The 17744-nt window shown below is 66.5% G+C and carries 14 protein-coding genes; 10 read left to right on the top strand and 4 right to left on the bottom strand.

Annotation, left to right across the window (positions count from 1 at the left end):
* The first annotated feature begins 112 nt into the window (after positions 1-112).
* The 9 genes from queF (at position 113) to aceK (ending at position 9050) form a co-directional block, all read left to right on the top strand.
* Complete coding sequence (queF, locus tag N7367_RS06400; RefSeq protein WP_053515757.1) at positions 113-931, top strand: NADPH-dependent 7-cyano-7-deazaguanine reductase QueF; 819 nt, start codon at positions 113-115, stop codon at positions 929-931.
* Between the two features lie 285 nt (positions 932-1216).
* Positions 1217-1510 carry a LysM peptidoglycan-binding domain-containing protein gene (locus N7367_RS06395; RefSeq protein ID WP_053515622.1) on the top strand — a complete coding sequence of 98 codons (294 nt, stop codon included), beginning with the start codon at positions 1217-1219 and terminating at the stop codon, positions 1508-1510.
* 47 nt (positions 1511-1557) lie between these two features.
* A complete protein-coding gene (locus N7367_RS06390; RefSeq protein WP_053515624.1) occupies positions 1558-2064 on the top strand; it encodes a hypothetical protein in 507 nt (168 codons plus the stop codon).
* 296 nt (positions 2065-2360) lie between these two features.
* Entirely contained in the window at positions 2361-4583 is a 2223-nt protein-coding gene (locus N7367_RS06385) for an NADP-dependent isocitrate dehydrogenase (RefSeq protein ID WP_279941999.1), read from the top strand.
* Positions 4584-4892: 309 nt separating this feature from the next.
* Positions 4893-5864 (top strand): hypothetical protein, encoded by a 972-nt coding sequence (locus tag N7367_RS06380; protein WP_279941998.1) that lies wholly within the window; start codon positions 4893-4895, stop codon positions 5862-5864.
* Entirely contained in the window at positions 5857-6405 is a 549-nt protein-coding gene (locus N7367_RS06375; RefSeq protein WP_065174394.1) for an ATP/GTP-binding protein, read from the top strand. Before N7367_RS06380 ends, N7367_RS06375 begins: the two co-directional genes overlap by 8 nt.
* A complete protein-coding gene (locus N7367_RS06370; protein WP_053515632.1) occupies positions 6398-6814 on the top strand; it encodes a roadblock/LC7 domain-containing protein in 417 nt (138 codons plus the stop codon). Before N7367_RS06375 ends, N7367_RS06370 begins: the two co-directional genes overlap by 8 nt.
* 53 nt (positions 6815-6867) lie before the next feature.
* Positions 6868-7227 carry a hypothetical protein gene (locus N7367_RS06365; protein WP_279941997.1) on the top strand — a complete coding sequence of 120 codons (360 nt, stop codon included), beginning with the start codon at positions 6868-6870 and terminating at the stop codon, positions 7225-7227.
* A 92-nt stretch (positions 7228-7319) separates the two neighbouring features.
* Positions 7320-9050 (top strand): bifunctional isocitrate dehydrogenase kinase/phosphatase, encoded by a 1731-nt coding sequence (aceK, locus tag N7367_RS06360; RefSeq protein WP_279941996.1) that lies wholly within the window; start codon positions 7320-7322, stop codon positions 9048-9050.
* Positions 9051-9066: 16 nt separating this feature from the next.
* On the opposite strand, the gene N7367_RS06355 is transcribed toward aceK, so the two are convergent.
* The 3 genes from N7367_RS06355 to N7367_RS06345 all read right to left on the bottom strand — a co-directional run bounded on the left by N7367_RS06355 (position 9067) and on the right by N7367_RS06345 (position 14890).
* Complete coding sequence (locus N7367_RS06355; RefSeq protein WP_053515759.1) at positions 9067-10641, bottom strand: sensor domain-containing diguanylate cyclase; 1575 nt, start codon at positions 10639-10641, stop codon at positions 9067-9069.
* Between the two features lie 115 nt (positions 10642-10756).
* Positions 10757-11773 (bottom strand): cupin-like domain-containing protein, encoded by a 1017-nt coding sequence (locus tag N7367_RS06350; protein WP_065174396.1) that lies wholly within the window; start codon positions 11771-11773, stop codon positions 10757-10759.
* Positions 11774-11896: 123 nt separating this feature from the next.
* Positions 11897-14890 carry a TonB-dependent receptor gene (locus N7367_RS06345; RefSeq protein ID WP_277381140.1) on the bottom strand — a complete coding sequence of 998 codons (2994 nt, stop codon included), beginning with the start codon at positions 14888-14890 and terminating at the stop codon, positions 11897-11899.
* Positions 14891-15299: 409 nt separating this feature from the next.
* Here N7367_RS06345 and N7367_RS06340 point away from each other — a divergent pair, with 409 nt between their 5' ends.
* Positions 15300-16577 carry a sugar MFS transporter gene (locus tag N7367_RS06340; protein WP_065181547.1) on the top strand — a complete coding sequence of 426 codons (1278 nt, stop codon included), beginning with the start codon at positions 15300-15302 and terminating at the stop codon, positions 16575-16577.
* A 20-nt stretch (positions 16578-16597) separates the two neighbouring features.
* On the opposite strand, the gene N7367_RS06335 is transcribed toward N7367_RS06340, so the two are convergent.
* Positions 16598-17605: a LacI family DNA-binding transcriptional regulator gene (locus N7367_RS06335; protein WP_053515642.1), complete on the bottom strand. Its 1008-nt coding sequence runs from the start codon at positions 17603-17605 to the stop codon at positions 16598-16600.
* Positions 17606-17744: the final 139 nt, after the last annotated feature.

Raw genomic sequence — 17744 nt, 5'->3', positions numbered from 1 at the left:
CGGCCAAGCCGAGAGACCGCCTTCCACGACCAACCGACAAAACCACCACGGAGGGGCTCCGCCGTTGGCCGGCCCGGCCGGAGGCCCAGCGCCGTCGCGATACAATGGCCCCATGAACACCCCCCAGGATTCCAGCCTCGGTCGCGAGGTCAGTTACCCGTCGCAGTACGATCCCGGCCTGCTGTTTCCCATCCCCCGCCGCGCCGCCCGCGCCGAGATCGGCCTCGACGACACCGCGCTGCCGTTCGTCGGCCATGATCGCTGGCATGCGTTCGAGCTGAGCTGGCTCGACCCGCGTGGCAAGCCGCAGGTGGCCGTCGCCACCGTGCAGGTGCCCTGCACCTCGCCGTGCCTGATCGAATCGAAGTCGTTCAAGCTGTACCTGAATTCCCTCAACAGCAGCCGCATCGACAGTGCCGAGGCACTGCATGCGCGTCTTGTCGACGATCTGTCAGCCTGTGCCGGCGCACCCGTGCAGGTGGCGTTCGGCCTGCCCGAACTGCGCCCGGTACCGCTGGGCGAATCCATCGACGGCCTGGACCTGGAGATCGACTGCTACGGCCCCCCGCAGGCGGACTTCCTCTCGGCCGACGCTGCGCAGCCGGTGGAGGAGACGTTGGTCTCCGCGCTGCTGAAATCCAACTGCCCGGTTACCGGCCAGCCGGACTGGGCCACGGTCAGCCTGCGCTATCGGGGGCCGAAGATCGACCGGGCCGGCCTGCTGCGCTATCTGGTGAGCTACCGCGAGCACGCGGAATTCCACGAGCAGTGCGTGGAGCGGATCTTCAGCGAGGTCTCCGCGCGCTGCCGGCCGCAGTGGCTGGAAGTGGAAGCGCGCTACACGCGTCGCGGCGGCCTCGACATCAATCCATGGCGCGCCAGCCCCGGCATCGCGGCCCCGGCCGCGACCTACCGCGAGCTGCGCCAGTAACCGCGCAGGCGGTTACGGTAGCGCCGGGCCACGCCCGGCGAGCGCAGCGGCCCCACCGATCCCCCGCAGGCGTTACGGTAGCGCCGGGCCACGCCCGGCGAGCGCAGCGGCCCCAGCCACCGCCGCCGGGCATGGCCCGGCGCTACCGGTGGAGCAGCGGGCAGGGGGTGTCCATCTCCCGATTGTTCAGCCCCCCGGGGGGGCGGCTTCACATCTGCACCATCCCCATTTAACAACCGCCATGGCACCGTGCGAACCACGTAGTCATGCAGACGGGAGTTGTGGATGAGTACCGAGAAGAAAGCTGATTTCTCCGGCGTCAGCGCCAGCGTCGACAGTACCGCCCAGCAGGCACCGAAGGCGGACTTCTCCGGCGTCAGCGGCTCGGTGGACAGCACCGCCGAGGTGGTCAGCGGCGGCACCTACACCGTGCAGAAGGGGGACTCGCTGTCGAAGATCGCCAAGGCGCATCTTGGCGACGCCAATGCCTGGAAGAAGATCTTCGAAGCCAACCGGGACGTGCTTGATGACCCGGACAAGATTTTCCCTGGCCAGACCCTGAAACTGCCACCGAAGTAAGCCGGCCGCGCCCGCACGCCATCCGACAATCCTGGGAGGAACACCGAATGATCAAGACCACGCCGCTCCAGACCGCCCTGCTGACCGCCCTGTTGGGCAGCGTCGCCCTGGTGGGTTGCAAGAAGAAGGAAGAGTCGACCGACAGCAATGCAGCGCCCGCTGCCACCGCCCCGGCCGAAACGGCCCCGGCACCGATGACCGGCGCGCCGCCGCCGATGTCTGAGGCGGCAGTAGCCGTCTCCTCCGTCTCCGTCGGCAAGACGGCGGCAGCGGACAAGTCCGTCGCTCCGGCAGCACTGTTCGCGCCGAAGGACGATGTGATCGTGTCGGTCCGCACAGACGGTGCTGCCAACAACGTCAACGTCGGCGCCAAGCTGACCTTCCAGGACGGTCAGGTCGCCGGCGAGCAGAATGCCACGCTGAACACCAGCGGTGCCGAGACCACCAACATCACCTTCAAGAATGCCAATGGCTGGCCGGCCGGCAAGTACCGCGCCGAAGTCATGGTTGATGGTAAGGCGGCCGGAACGCCGCAGGAGTTCGAGGTCAAGTAAGTCCTGCCGACTCTCTCCCGGCAGGGCTCACGATGGACGCAGCCGCGAGGCTGCGTCTTTTTTTTTGCGTGACACCCCCAGCCGGGTGAATCACTGCGTTGCAGTACCGGCGCGTATGGCGCGGCTTTGCCCCGCGCGGCTGAAAACGCGACAATGCAGGGGTTTCCCCGCCGCGCGCCCACCCTGACGGCGACGGGGGAAAGCGTGGGGCCAAGCCCCGCGCGAGACACGGTTGCACGTGGTCCGGCGCTGCCGCCGGGCTTTCCCTGAGCACTGCTACAGAGTCCAAGTCCCCCATGTCCAAGATTCTCTACACGCTGACCGACGAAGCCCCGTTCCTGGCCACCCAGTCGCTGCTGCCGATCGTCGATGCCTACACCGCCACCGCTGGCATCGTGGTGGAAACCCGCGACATCTCGCTGTCCGGGCGCATTCTTTCGCAGTTCCCGGAACTGCTGGGTGAGGAGCAGAAGGTCAGTGACGACCTGGCCGAGCTGGGCCAGCTGGCGACCACGCCGGACGCCAACATCATCAAGCTGCCCAACATCTCCGCCTCGGTGCCGCAGCTGAAGGCGGCCATCAAGGAGCTGCAGGACCAGGGCTATCCGTTGCCGGATTACCCGGAAACGCCGGCCGACGACCAGCAGCGCGACTACAAGGCGCGCTACGACAAGGTCAAGGGCAGCGCGGTGAATCCGGTGCTGCGCGAAGGCAACTCCGACCGTCGCGCGCCGCTGTCGGTGAAGAACTATGCCCGCAAGCATCCGCATCGCATGGGCGCCTGGTCCGCCGATTCGAAGTCGCACGTCTCGCACATGGACGCGGGCGACTTCTATGGCAGCGAAAAGTCGGCAACCCTCGCCAACGCCGGCACCCTGAAGATCACCTTCCATGGCAATGACGGCAGCACCGTCGTGCTGAAGGAAAAGACCGCGGTCAAGGCCGGTGAGATCGTTGATGCCGCCGTGATGAGCCGCAAGGCGCTGGCTGCCTTCATCGACGCGCAGATCGCCGATGCCAAGAGCCAGGGCGTGCTGTTCTCGCTGCACCTGAAGGCGACCATGATGAAGGTCTCCGACCCGATCATGTTCGGCGTGGTCGTGGAAGAGTTCTACAAGGACGTGCTGGCCAAGCACGCCGACGCCATCCGGCAGGCCGGTTTCGATGCCAACAACGGCATCGGAGACCTGGTCGCGCGCCTGCCGACGCTGCCGGAGGCCACCCGCGCCGCCATCGAAGCCGACCTGAAGGCCGAATACGCGCAGCGCCCAGGCCTGGCCATGGTCAACTCGGACAAGGGCATCACCAACCTGCACGTGCCGAGCGACGTGATCGTCGACGCCTCGATGCCGGCGATGATCCGCGACTCCGGCAAGATGTGGAATGCCGAAGGCAAGCTGCAGGACACCAAGGCGGTCATCCCGGACCGCTGCTATGCCGGCGTCTACCAGGCCGTCATCGACGACTGCAAGGCGCACGGCGCCTTCGACCCGGCCACCATGGGCTCGGTGCCGAACGTCGGCCTGATGGCGCAGAAGGCCGAAGAGTACGGCTCGCACGACAAGACCTTCCAGATCGCCGCCGACGGCGTGGTCAAGGTCACCGATGACGCGGGCAGCGTGGTGTTCGAGCACGCGGTGGAGGCCGGTGACATCTGGCGCATGTGCCAGACCAAGGACGCCCCGATCCAGGACTGGGTCAAGCTGGCGGTCGAGCGCGCGCGCCTCAGCAGCACCCCCGCCGTGTTCTGGCTGGACGCTGCCCGCGCCCATGACGCGCAGGTCATTGCCAAGGTCGAGCAGTACCTGAAGAACCACGACACCGCCGGCCTGGACATCCGCATCCTGCCGCCGGTGGAAGCCACCGCGTTCTCGCTGGCCCGCATCCGCAAGGGCGAAGACACCATCTCGGTGACCGGCAACGTGCTGCGTGACTACCTGACCGACCTGTTCCCGATCATGGAGCTGGGCACCAGCGCCAAGATGCTGTCGATCGTGCCGTTGATGGCCGGTGGTGGCCTGTTCGAAACCGGTGCCGGCGGCTCGGCCCCCAAGCATGTACAGCAGTTCGTCGAAGAGGATTACCTGCGTTGGGATTCGCTCGGTGAGTTCCTGGCGCTGGCAGCGTCGCTGGAGCATCTGGGCAACCGCTACGACAATGCAGCAGCCCGTGTGCTGGCCAAGGCGCTGGACGAAGCCAACGGCCAGTTCCTGGACAACGACAAGTCGCCTTCGCGCAAGCTCGGTGGCATCGACAACCGTGGCAGCCACTTCTACATCGCGCTGTACTGGGCGCAGGCCCTGGCCGCGCAGGACGAGGACGCCGCACTGAAGGCACGCTTCGCCCCGCTGGCCAAGGCCCTGACCGACAACGAGCAGAAGATCGTCGAAGAGCTGATCGCAGTGCAGGGCAAGGCCGTGGACATCGGCGGCTACTACCGTCCGGACGTGGAAAAGGCCAGCAAGGCGATGCGCCCGAGCGCGACCTTCAACGCCGCGCTGGAGCAGCTGCGCGGTTGATCCATCGCCGTTCGGTCGTGACCCCGGAACCCGCGCTTCGGCGCGGGTTTCTTTTTGGCTCCGGGGTCAGATCCCCTTTTTGCCATGCAAAAGGGATCTGACCCCAAGCGATGAAAACGTGACTTCCGTCAGCTGTCGGAATGCCGTCAACACGGCATGAAACTTGCCCGCGATGGCCGTCGCAGAACCGATGCGTGCGTAGGCGCGGGCACTGTCAATCTGAGCGGTCGATCACGACGGATGCCGCGGGCGATGACCTAGCCTTGGCGACGCGAGATCGCCGGGGAGGCGGTCGCACGGGGAACACGGATGGCACGCGTGCTGGTAGTGGGAACCGATATCCAGGGAGAGCAGGCCCTGCTCAGGCGCCTGCGCATCGCTTCGGCCCTGCCTGACAGCCAGATCCGCCGCAGCCAGGATCTGGACGACTGTGATCTGCTGGTCATCCGCGATACGCCCGCATTGCGCAACGCGGCCCTGCGCATGCGCCAGCAGCGGCCCCGCCTGCAGTGCTGGATCGAAGATCCCGGTGGCCAGCTGCGCGACGGCGATGGCCAGCAGCGTGTGCTCGATGACGGCGCCATCGGCCGCGCACTGCGTGGCATGCAGCGCCCACCGGAACCCGTAATTCCACACGTGCCCGCGCCGATCCGCCTGGCCGATGGTGCACACGCGATCACCCGCCTGCTGCGCGAGCGCTTGCCACTGCGGCAGGGATACGCGCTGCTGGGGGATGCCGCTGCGCCCCTGCTGCTGCTGGACCTGGAGCAGGACCAGGCCATCGCACTGCACGAGCCCGTCGTGGCATTGGTCGAACGCCTTGCGCGGGGGTTCGAACAGCTCTGGCTCGATGCGCTGACAGCAGCGCAGCTGCAGGCCCAGGCGGCAGATCGCACCCGGCAGCCATTGCGCCCGTTGCTGTGGCAGTGGGCGCAGCGCAGCCCGCATTGGCAGGCCCTGGACGAGCGCCTGCGCGTCGCCTCGGTGAAACTGCTGCGCTGGCCTGACTTCCGCGTACTGGGCCACGATCACGATGGCTTCCGCCTGTGCTCGCTGCTGCTCAAGCGCGCCTGTACGGTGGACGAGTGTGCCGTGCTGCTCGACCTTCCGCAGGCTGCAGTACGCGATTTCGTGCACGCCGCTTATCTGTGTGGCTATGCGCAGCTGCAACCGGCGCCTGCGGCGACGGTGACGGTGACGGTCATGCGCGGCACGGGCAACGACAGCGGGCTATTGGCCCGGCTGTGGCGCCACCTGCGCGGGAGCGAACGCAATGCGTGAGCACAAGGTGGTCGTGCTGGGTGGCATGGGCAGCGGCAAGTCGACGCTGGTGCGCAGCATCGCCGCCGGCACGGTGGTGGACACCGACGTCGCCAACAGCGATCGGCTTGGCGCCGACAAGGCATCGACCACGGTGGCGCTCGACTACGCCGACATCGATCTGCCCAATGGCGAGCGTCTCCGCCTGTACGGTACGCCGGGTCAGCAACGTTTTGATTTCCTGTGGCCGATCCTGCTGCAGGGCGCGCGCGGCGCGGTGCTGCTGCTGGATGGCCGACGTGCCGGCGTGGCTGCCGAACTGGACGGCTACCTGCAGGTGCTGCGGCCGTTCGGACCGGCGCTGGCACTGGTGGTGGCGGTGACCCATCTGGACCAGGCACCGGCGGCCGCGATGGAACACTGGGCAGCACATGCGCAGATCGACGGCCAACCGCTGCCGCTGCTGCCGCTGGATGCGCGCGACCGCGAACAGGGGCTGTTGCTGATGGATGTGCTGATGAGCGAGATCGAAGCGTACGCGCTGGTGACCGCGCATGGCTGACGGACAGGCCGCACTGCTGCCCGATGCACGCCAGCGCGAACGCCTGCAGCCGTTGCTGCAGGACCTGCAGCACCGGGTGGAAGGGGTGCGCACCGTGGTGCTGGCCAGTGTCGATGGCTTCGCGCTGGTCAGCGCCGGCGCCGAAGGGCGTGGTGAACGCCTGGCCGCGATGACCAGCGCAATGCTGGCGTTGGCGGCAGCAGTAGGGCGCGAGCTGGTCCTGGGAGACCTGCAGACGCTGATGCTGGAAGCCGCGGGCGGCAAGGTGCTGATGCTGGCCATTCACGGTGAAGGGCGTGTGCCGCTGCTGCTGATGGCAGCCTGCGACCAGCGCAGCGTGATCGGCCAGGTGCTGTGGCAGAGCAGGGAATGTGGCCAGGCGATCCTGGCCGAACTCGGCGGACCGTGAGCCCGGCCGCAGGGGAACGAGGGGCTCGAACCTACACCGACAAGGGGTGCAACGTGTCTGGATTGACTGAATCGTTGAATGCACTGATGGGTATCGATGGCGCGCAGGCCGTGGCGCTGGTCGACTATGAAAGCGGCATGCTGCTGGGCGAAGCCGGTGCGGGGATGGACATGGAAGTGGCGGCAGCCGGCAACACCGAAGTGATCCGCGCGAAGATGAAAACCGCAGCGTCGCTCAACCTCAACGACAGCATCGAGGACATCCTGATCTCGCTGGGCAAGGCGTACCACATCATGCGCCCGGTGGCCAGGAAGAAGGGCCTGTTCTTCTACATCGTGCTGGACCGTAGCAAATCCAATCTGGCATTGGCCCGGCGCAAGGTGCAGGAAGTGGAGGCCGAGCTGGCCATCTGAGCCGATGCCTGTTGGAGCCGGGCATGGCCCGGCTCTACCCATTCCACCCCACGCTGGCGTATGGTTGAGCCATCTTCTCCGGTGAGCCCTGCATGTCCACGCCTGACATCGCTGCCGAGCTGGCGCCGCGCATCGCCGGCGCCATCCGCGATGGATTCGAGCAGTACCATGCCCGCTTCGCGGCGATCACCGCCCGCGCGCGGCAGCGCTTCGAGCAGCGCGACTGGAGCGGTGCCCGCCAGGACGCCGTCGAGCGCATCGCCCTGTACGACCTGTGCATCGCCGAGCAGATGGATGCACTGCGCCGGCTTGCCGGCGAGGCGATCGGCGAGCGCTCGCTGTGGCTGCAGGTGCACGGCGCCTACAGCGCACTGCTGCAGGGGCTGATCGACGCCGAGCTGTACAAGACCTTCTACAACACGCTGTCGCGGCGGCTGTTCGCCACCCGCGGCGTGGACCCGGCGGTGGAGTTCATCGCCTTCGATGTCGAGCCGTCCGATGCGATCACCCATCCGGTCGCCCGCCACACCTATGCGGTCTCGCCGACGCGCCCGGTGGAGGCGCTGCAGCGGGTGCTGGCTGACTATCGCTTCGATGTTCCCTATGCGCACCAGCTGCGCTGTGCCGCCGCCATCGCCGTACGGCTGCAGGATGATCTTGCGCACTGGGGCGATACGCCGGTACGCAGCATCGAACTGCTGGATACCGTGTTCTACCGCGAGCGTCGCGCCTATCTGGTAGGGCGCGTCTTCGGCGAGCATCGCTTCTCGCCCTGCGTGATCGCGCTGGTCAACGACGAACAGGGCCTGCGTGCCGATGCAGTGCTGACCCGTCGCCGCGACGTCGCCCACCTGTTCGGCGTGTCGCGCAGCTATTTCCAGGCCGACCTGGCCACCGTCGGCGACGCCGTGGTGTTCCTGCGCAGCCTGCTGCCGGGCAAGCCGATCGACGAAATCTACACCGTGCTGGGCCGTGCCAAGCAGGGCAAGACCGAGCGCTACCGCACCTTCTTCCGCCATTTCAACGAACATCCACACGAGCGCCTGGTCCACGCCGAAGGCACCCCCGGCATGGTCATGGCCGTGTTCACCCTGCCCAGCTATCCGCTCGTGTTCAAACTCATCCGCGATCGTTTCGCCTGGCCGAAGGCGATGTCACGGCAGCAGGTGGAAGAGAAGTACGCGCTGGTGTTCAACCTGGACCGTGTCGGCCGCCTGCTGGACGCGCAACCCTATCGGCACCTGCGCTTCCCGCGCGACCGCTTTGCGCCGGCGCTGCTTGACGAACTGCTGGGCCAGTGCGCGCAGAGCATCCGCGTCGATGGCGACGAAGTGGAAGTGGCGCTGTGCTACGTGCAGCGCCGTTTCCGCCCGTTGAACCTGTACCTGCGCGAGCAGGGCGCAGAGCCGGTGCGCGCTGCGGTGCGCGACTACGCGCAGGCGATCACCGACATGGCGCGCAACAACATTTTCCCCGGTGACATGCTGCCGAAGAATTTCGGTGTTTCACGTCACGGCCGTGCGGTGTTCTACGATTACGACGAACTGTGCCTGGTCAGCGACTGTGTGTTCCGTGCCTGGCCGCAGCCGAGCTCGCCGGAAGAGGCGATGGCCGACGAGCCCTGGTTCCATGTTGGCCCGCGCGATGTGTTCCCCGAACGCTTCGGTCCCTTCATGGGATTGCCGGTCGGCGAACTGGCGGCCGTACGTGAGCACTATCGGCACCTGTTCGATCCTGGCTGGTGGCAGGCCCTGCAGGCCCGCTTCGCCAGTGGCGACTATCCGGACACGCCGCCCTATGCCGCCAGCCACCGGCTGGCGTAGCCCGCGCGCCTGCGCTTCAGTCTGCGTGGGGGTAGACGATTACCCGGTTGCGCCCCTGTTCCTTGGCCAGGTACAGGGCCTTGTCGGCCAGGCGCAGGGCCTGCTCGGCATCGGCATGGAAGCTGGGGAAATGGGCCACGCCCAGCGACACCGTGATCGTGCCGACCGGTGCGAAGGGGTGATCGGCGATGTGCTGGCGCAGGCGCTCGGCGGCCTGGCGCGCAGGCTCGGTACCGATACCCGGCAACAGCAGCAGGAACTCCTCGCCGCCAGCGCGGCACAACAGATCGCTCTCGCGCGAGTGGCGGCGCATCTGCTCGGCGATATGGACGATGACGGCATCACCGACGTCATGCCCATGGCCGTCGTTGATCGATTTGAAGCGATCGATGTCCAGCGCCAGGATCGCGAAGGGAATGCCCTGCGCCTGCAGCGCATCCAGCGCATGCTGCAGCCCGCGACGATTCAACAGACCGGTCATCGGATCGGTGCGGCTGGCGCGGTTGAGCGTGCCGATCCGATCCTGCAGTGCGTTGAAACTGTGCAGCACCGCATGCTTGAGCTGGGCAACCTCGAAGTACCAGGCGCGGATGCCGTTGACATGGCTGATCGCGTTGCCCGTGTCCTCGCCGGCCTGCACGTTGCGCGCCAGCTGCCACAGCGGCAGCGAAATGCGCCGGGCGAACCACCAGGTGATCACCAGTGACAACACACCCAGCGGGATCGCGTTCCAGATCACCGCCGACATCAGCCGCGACAGTGGTTGCAGGGTGGCTTCGGTGGGCCGCTGGGCGACGATGCCCCAGCCGGTGACAGCGACCGGGGCATAGCCGGCCAGCATCGATACACCGCGGTTGTTGCGTACCTGCTGCGCTCCCCGCTCACCGTGGATCACCGCCGTCACCGCCGGATTGCCGACCACATAGTCGCCCACCCGCTCGCCTTCGACGTGGTACAGCAGGCGGCCATGGCGGTCGACCACATACAGATACGAGCCGTCGCGATAGTAATGCGTACCCAGCAGCGTATGCAGCGCGCTGCGCTGGCGCAGGTACAGGGTGCCGCTGATATAGCCGCGGTACCGGCCCTGGCCGTCGAAAATCGGATGCGACAGTGAGACCAGCAGCTTGCCGGTGGCCGACTGGTAGGGATCGCTGATCATCGGCTGACGGGAGGCCAGTGCCGCATTGTTGCCCGCGCTGTGCAGGATCTCGCCCTGGAGCTGCAGCGTCTGGGGCGAGGTGGCGATCACCAGGCCATCGGCATCCACGACCAGCGAGGAATTGAAGCTGCTCGACTGCAGCTGCAGGCGGCTGGCTTCGCCCTGCGCCTGGCGCGGATCCATGTCCGCCTCGCCCAGCCGGGTCGCGCTGTAGGCCAGCTGCTGCTGGGCGGACAGCAGGAAGTTCTGGGTCGTCTCGGCCAGCTTGCTGGCATAGACGCGGTTGGCCTCCAGCGTGTTGCCGACCAGCTGGTCGCGTTGCACGCGGTAGCTGGCCAGCAGTGTATTGGCCAGGGCGATGATGGCGCTGAGCAGGGCGAGGGCCAGGATCAGCTTGCCCAGGTTGAGGCGGGGCGAAATCAGGCGCATGCGGAGCAGGATGGGGCGGGGGGGACCGCAATGCGGGCAGGCGCAGGCGGAATGCAGGCAGCATTATCGCCAGAAACGGCGTCGGCGCGGGTGAAGCCCGGCGCGACCGGCGGCCTCAGCGCTGCAGGCGGCGCAGCAGGGTCTGGCGCACGTGCGCGGCCGCGGCTGCGTCGAGCGTTCCCAGCACACCCTGCGCCTGCATCGGGATGTGTGCGGTCGCCGCCTCGCTGTCGGCGAACACATAGTGGTCGAACATCGCGCGCCACTGCGCGCGCTGTGCCGCGGGCAATCCGCGCAGGGCCAGGATCGACAGCATCAGGGCATTCATCGGCGAGTCCATCCAGGCCGGCACCGGCCGCCACCAGGTGTTGACCAGCACATTGAATGTTTCCAGACCTTCCATGTGGTGCCACCACAGTGAAGGGATGAAGACCGCATCGCCCGGTTCAAGTTCGGCCACCAGCGCCTGCTGCAGCGCCTGCGGGAAGCGCGGAAAGCGATCAAGGTCAGGTGCGTGGAAATCGACCAGGCTGATCGCCTGCCCTGCGGGAGTGAAATCGAGCGGGCCGATGTACAGGTTGTCGATCTGGTCCGGTGGGAACAGCGTCACCCGGCGGCGCCCGGCCGCCACGCATGCCAGGTTGTCCGGTACGTCCTGATGGGCGGCAATGCGCGAGCGGTTGCCGATCCAGATGCTGCTGAGAGGTTCGTCCACGCCCAGCTGCAGCGGATTGGCCCGGGTGAAGCCGGGCAGGAAGCTGTCCAGCGTCGTCGATGCCACGTAGATCGATGGCGGCGCCGGATCGGTGGCGTACTTCAGCAGCGTGGCCAGCACCACTTTCAACGGTACCTGCTCGCGGCGGAAGTTGAAGCCGCTCATGTCCGCGTTGTAGAACAGCCGGCCGCCGGCGTCGGGTGCTGCCGTGGTCGCGGTCACCGGCATCTGCCCGTGGTCGAACGCGGCCAGGTGCGCAACCGCCTCCGCAGGCGAGCGGCGCGCGGCCGCGACCAGGGGCCAGTGCGCGACCAGCCCGCGGATCACCTTCGGCGTGGTCCAGGTGTGCAGCCGGGCCGGCAGCTCATCCGGGTCCAGGTCCCGCACGTCATCGATGGGTCGGGGGTGGGGCAGCATGCGTGGACATCCTGGTCGTGATGGAGAGCCGGGCCCGTGCCCGGCGGCCTTGGGTCCGCGCATCATGCACCCGTGCGGCGTGGGCCGGGCATGAACCCGGCTCCACGAGCCCTCCGGCGCCGGTCAGAACTTGTAGCGGACGCCGAACATGTAGCGCGGACCGGTCTGGGTGGCATAACGCAGCATGTTGGTGTGCCGCGAATAGGTGCGCATGGTCTCGTCGGTCAGGTTGATTGCTTCCAGGCTCAGCGTCAGCTGTTCGCTGACCGCGTAGCTGATGTTGAGATCGAGCTGACCGTACGCGGCAGTGTAGTTCGGGTTCGGGCCCTGGCCACCGATGCCGTTGAGGAACTTGTCGCGCCAGTTGTAGGCCGCGCGGATCTGCCAGGCGTTCTTGTCGTAGAACGCGACCACGTTGGCCGAATCGCTCAGGCCGATCATCGGGTACTGGTCGCCCAGGCTGAGGTTGTTGAACGTCAGCCCCGACTTCACCTTGGTGTAGTTCGCGGCCACGCCGAAGCCGGACTGGCCGAACAGGTGCTGCACCGCCACTTCCCAGCCGTCGAGGTGATCCGAGTGCTGGTTGGCCGGTACCGTGATGTCGAAACCGGCCACCGGGTCGTTGGGCTGGCCGACGATGGTGCCGGTCATCTGCCCGGCCGAATTGCGCCCGGTATAGGTTACGCCGGGATCCCCGGCATGGTTGGTGAAGATGTAGTCGCGGATGCAGGGCATGTCGGTGGTGCCGCAGCCCGATGCCAGTGCCTCGTTCCAGTACGCGCCACCGACCGGCGTATGCAGGGTGCCGGCGTTCTCGCGCACGATGGTGTCGCTGATGAAGTTCTTGATGTTCTTGCGGAAGAAGCCCACGGAGGCATAGCTGGCCTCGCCGTAGTACCACTCCAGCGACAGATCGAAGTTGTCCGAGATCAGCGGCTCCAGACCCGGATTGCCGCGGGTGCCGGTGCCGCCCTGGGTGCGCACGATGTCGGCCAGCGACTGACCGCTCTGGATCTGCGTCCAGCTCGGCCGGCCCAGGGTGCGGCTGTAGCTGCCGCGCAGCGCCAGCGTCTCGGCCAGGTCCAGTTTCAGATCAACGTTCGGCAGCACGTAGTCGTACTTGCCCTTGCCACCGACGAAGCCGCGATCGGCGGCGTAGTCGATGTTGAACTCGTTGGCCGAACTCCAGCTGATGCCGGTCGGTACGCGCACCAGCGCATTCGACTCCACCTCGGTCTGCTCGTAGCGCGCGCCGACGGCCACGTGCAGTGGCATCGACCAATCCAACGTGGTGCGGTACTGCAGGTAGGCACTCTTCGACTTCTCGGTGGTGCGGATGTCCTCGGAGTACTCCGTCGGTGCGTAGTAGCAGCTCGGGCAGGCCGGATCGGAATCGGTGCCGACCTGGGCCGCGCGATCGATCAGGCGGTCGAAGTCGAACACCAGGAACTGGCCGGTCAGGCGCGGATCGTTGTGGCCGGAGAATGCCTTGAAGTACTTGCCCATGTTGTCGGCGTACCAGATGTCATCGGCGTAGTCGGCCGGAGAGCCCAGACCGCCCCAGCTGTTGCGCTGCATGATGGCCGAGGCAGAGCGGTTCTCCACCTGGGTGTGGCCCACGCCGAAGTCCAGCGCCGAATAGTCGGCGAAGCGGAACGTGCCGCGGCCCTGATACTGCTGCACCTTGGACTTGTTGTAGCTGTTCTGGAACACCGAGCCGGTGACCAGTGCGTCGGAGGCCTGCACGCCGCCCGGCGGCAGTGCGATGTTGATGATCGGCAGGTCGCCGCTGTAGTCGACGGTGGTGGTGCCACGCACGAAGGCGGCCACGCCGAGCACGCCCGCCGAGCCATAAGGACTGTCCGGCCGCGATTCCGACTCGGCGTTGTGCACATCGAAGGACAGGTCCAGCGCGTCGTTCACTTCCCAGTCGACGTTGAAGCCCAGCGAGTGCATGTCGGTCTTGGTGGCCAGTTTGGCGCCGCCCATCGACACGTCCGAATTGGTCATGTCCTCGCTGTAGATGATCGGCGCGGACACCGGGCCGTTGGTCCAGATGCTGTCGCCCGGACCATAGTTGAACCAGACCGACAGCTCGCTGCGCTGCTGCTGCACCTTGTTCTCGACATAGGTGTAGTCCAGCGTGGTGGTGACATTGTCGGCCGGCTTCCACTGGAACGTCGCCTGCGCGTTGGTGCGCTGCCGCTGCACGCCGTTGACGTTGTAGGCGGTGTTCTGCGGACGTGCGTAGACGTCGTCGGGGCCGGGGCGGTTGGTGATGCGGTCGGAATACCCCTGGCCCGGCAGCGGCAGTGCCCGCCAGTCCGCGCTCTCGTTGCCCTTGAACGTGGCCCAGCCCTCGGCCACGGTGGCCTGGTTGAAGCCGGAATCACGTTCCTGGTGGCTGGCGCTGAACGTCACGCCGAAGCGATCGTCGGCGTAGCGCTGGCTGAAGATGCCCGAGAGCTCACCGGTGACGTTGGAGCCGCGCAGGGTCCGCGGCAGGTTGTCGTTGGACGAATCGTTGACCGCCTTCAGACCAAGGCTGATCACCGGTTCGGACTCCAGCGGCCGCAGTGTCTTGATGTTGATGGTGGCACCGATGCCACCGGCAGGATTGTCGGCGCGGCTGGTCTTGTATACCTCCACCGCAGAGATCGACTCGGAAGCGAGGTTGGCGAAGTCGAACGAGCGCGAGCCGGACAGGCCGCCGCCGCCGTTGCCCAGATTCGACGCCGGCATCTGCCGCCCGTTCAGCAGCACCAGGTTGTAGTCCGGACCAATGCCGCGCACGGTCACCTTGGACCCTTCGCCGCTGGAGGTGCGGTCGATGGAAACGCCGCTGATGCGCTGCAACGATTCGGCCAGGTTGGTGTCCGGGAACTTGCCGATGTCCTCGGCGACGATGCCGTCAACCACGCCCTGGCTGTCGCGCTTGAGGTTCATCGATGAGGTCAGGCTGCCGCGGATACCGGTGACCTGCACCGCATCGAGCGTGGTCGGATCGACTTGTTCGTTGGTGGCGGGTGCGTCCTGTGCCCATGCCGGGGCGGCCAGCGCAGCCAGCAGCGCGGAAGTGAGCATCGTCTTGCGAGGTACTGCCTTGTACGTCTTCATGGAAGCTCCCTCCCCAGGGAATTCGGTAATGGCGATCCTGCTTCGTTCAATCACGGACTACTGCATGTGGCCCGGATTGGAGCGACGCTTGACAGCGTTGTCAACAAACTGCCATGAAGTGCGCCGCGTCGGCGGTCGCAAGGTGCGCTGTGAAATCGTTGCCAGAACCTCGTCGCTTCGGAAACAACGCCTTGTGCGACGGCATCTGCAGCGGTTTTGCAGGGATGACAGCGCTGCCAACACGAGGGCAGGAAAGTGTTGTGCGGTGCAGAACAAAACTGCGCGGATCAGCTTTCAGCCCGCAGGTGTCAGGTCATTCGTCGGATTGACAGCGCTGGACAATCACAATGGCTGCAAATGTCACGCATGACCGCAGGATGGCTTCGATCACTGACTGGAAGGACAAGCAATGGACACAGTAACGACCGTTCGAGGACATCACGTGCAGGGCACCACCCGCGCACTGGCGGTGGTCACCGCCATCTTCTTCATGTGGGGCTTCCTGACCTGCCTCAACGACATCCTCATTCCGCACCTGAAAGCGGCGTTCGCGCTGAGCTGGGTGCAGGCGATGCTCATCCAGTTCACCTTCTTCGGCGCCTACTTCCTGATGTCGCTGCCTGCGGGCCGGCTGGTGGCTGCGGTGGGATACAAGCGCGGCATCGTCGCCGGGCTGGCCATTGCAGGCGTCGGCTCCCTGCTGTTCTGGCCGGCTGCGGCCGCCCATGTCTATGGGCTGTTCCTGGCGGCGTTGTTCGTGCTGGCCACCGGCATCACCGTGCTGCAGGTGGCGGCCAACCCCTACGTGGCATTGCTGGGCGAGGAGCGCACCAGCTCCAGCCGGTTGACCCTGGCGCAATCGATGAACTCGCTGGGCACCACGCTGGCACCGTTGTTCGGTGGCCTGCTGATCCTGTCGGCGCAGCCGCGCAGCGAGGAGCAGCTGGCGCTGTTGCCGCAGGCCGAAGCACTGGCCTACCGTGCAGCCGAAGCGCAATCGGTGCAGCTGCCGTACTTCGGCCTGGCCGTGGTCCTGTTCCTGCTGGCGGCAGCGATCTGGATGTTCCGTCTTCCCGCCATTCCCGGCGTGGAGGAACGCACCGGCGCGCGAAGCCGGCCGTGGGACGTCCTGCGCCACCGCCATGTGCGACTGGGTGTGCTGGCCATCTTCTGCTACGTGGGCGCGGAAGTTTCCATCGGCAGCGTGCTGGTCAACTTCCTGTCCTCGCCGGGCATCGGCCAGGGCATGACCGAGCAGGAGGCCACCGGTTATGTCTCGCTCTATTGGGGCGGTGCGCTGGTCGGGCGCCTGCTTGGCGCGGCGCTGCTGGCGCGGTTGGATGCGCGCTGGCTGCTCGGTCTTTTCGCGCTCGCGGTGGTGCTGCTGCTCGGCATCACCGTCTCCACCACTGGTGGCCTGGCCAAGTGGGCGGTGGTGAGCATCGGACTGTTCAACTCCATCATGTTTCCGACCATCTTCGCGCTGGCGATCACCCGCCTTGGAGCTCTCACCGGACAGGCTTCAAGCCTGTTGGTGATGGCGATCGTCGGCGGTGCGGTCATTCCGCTGGCCATGGGCTGGCTTGCCGACAATCATGGCCTGCAGCTGTCGTTCCTGCTGCCGGCGCTGTGTTATCTCTACATTGCCTTCTATGCATGGAAGGGTTCGCGGCTGCCTGCCGCGTGAGCCGCAGGTTCGCCGCTGGCTCAACGTCGCCGTGGTGCGGCGGTCGACTCGCGTTCGAGTACCGCGTGCTCGACCGTGATCATGCGGCCAGCGGCTTCGGCACGGATGTGCTCGATCAGCTGTTCGGTGGCCAGCCGCCCCATGTGCGAGGTCGGTTGGCGCACGGTGGTGAGTGCAGGGTAGATGTGCCCTGCGATCGGCGTGTCGTCGAACCCGCACACCGAGAGGTCGCGCGGCACGCGAAGGCCGCGTTCGCCCGCGACGCGATACACGGCCGCGGCCATGTCGTCGTTGGCGGCGAAGATCGCTGTGGGAGGCTCATCCATGTCGAGCAGCAGGTTGGCTGCGTCCACGCCGGACTCGAACGAGAACTGGCCGTTGACCACCAGCGCCGGATCGTAGGCGATACCCGCCTGCCGCAGGGCCTGGCGGTAACCGGCGTAGCGCCACTGGCAGGCACCATGCGCGCGCGGCCCCTTGATGTGGGCAATGCGGCGGTGGCCCTGCGCGACCAGGTGACCGATCAGCTCGACCACCGCAGTGGTTTCATCCATGCGCACGCCGATGCGTCCTTCCGGGTGTCGCGGGGCGATGCAGGCGAAGGGAATGTCATGCTCTTCCAGGTACGACAGCACTACTTCGTCGTCGGTCAGCGGCGGGATCAGCACCACGCCATCCGGACGCGAGTTCTCGAACAGCGCGGTCATGTCGGGCAGGGTACGCCGGCCAGTGCCCACCGGGCCGAGGATCAGGTTGTAGTGCTGTGCGTGGCAGGCCTCAAGCATGCCGTTCTGGATTTCCATCAGGTAGTTGCGCGAAGGATTGTTGTAGACCAGTGCCAGCGCGTACGAGCGCTGTCCGGCCAGGCTGCGCGCGGAGAGATTGGGCTTGTAGCCCAGGCGCGCCACGGCCGCCAGCACCCGTTCGCGGGTCTGCTCGCGCACGTTGGGCTCGCGGTTGAGCACGCGGGACACCGTCTTGATCGATACCCCGGCAACGGCGGCGACATCCTCGATTCGACTGCGCATGATGCGGTGGATCCTCCTGGAAGGCGGCGGCTACGCGCCGATGGTAGTGCGTACCTGCGATGTCGGTGTTGCCGGAGCAGGCGGATGGTGCCACGACGCGAGGGGGACTGGCACGTCCTGAATTCTTGTCGCGTCGCAA

The organism is Stenotrophomonas sp. GD04145 (assembly GCF_029835135.1).
Taxonomy (GTDB): domain Bacteria; phylum Pseudomonadota; class Gammaproteobacteria; order Xanthomonadales; family Xanthomonadaceae; genus Stenotrophomonas; species Stenotrophomonas maltophilia_P.
Note: the sequence above shows the minus strand (reverse complement) of the source record. Positions and strands in the feature narration are given on the sequence as shown.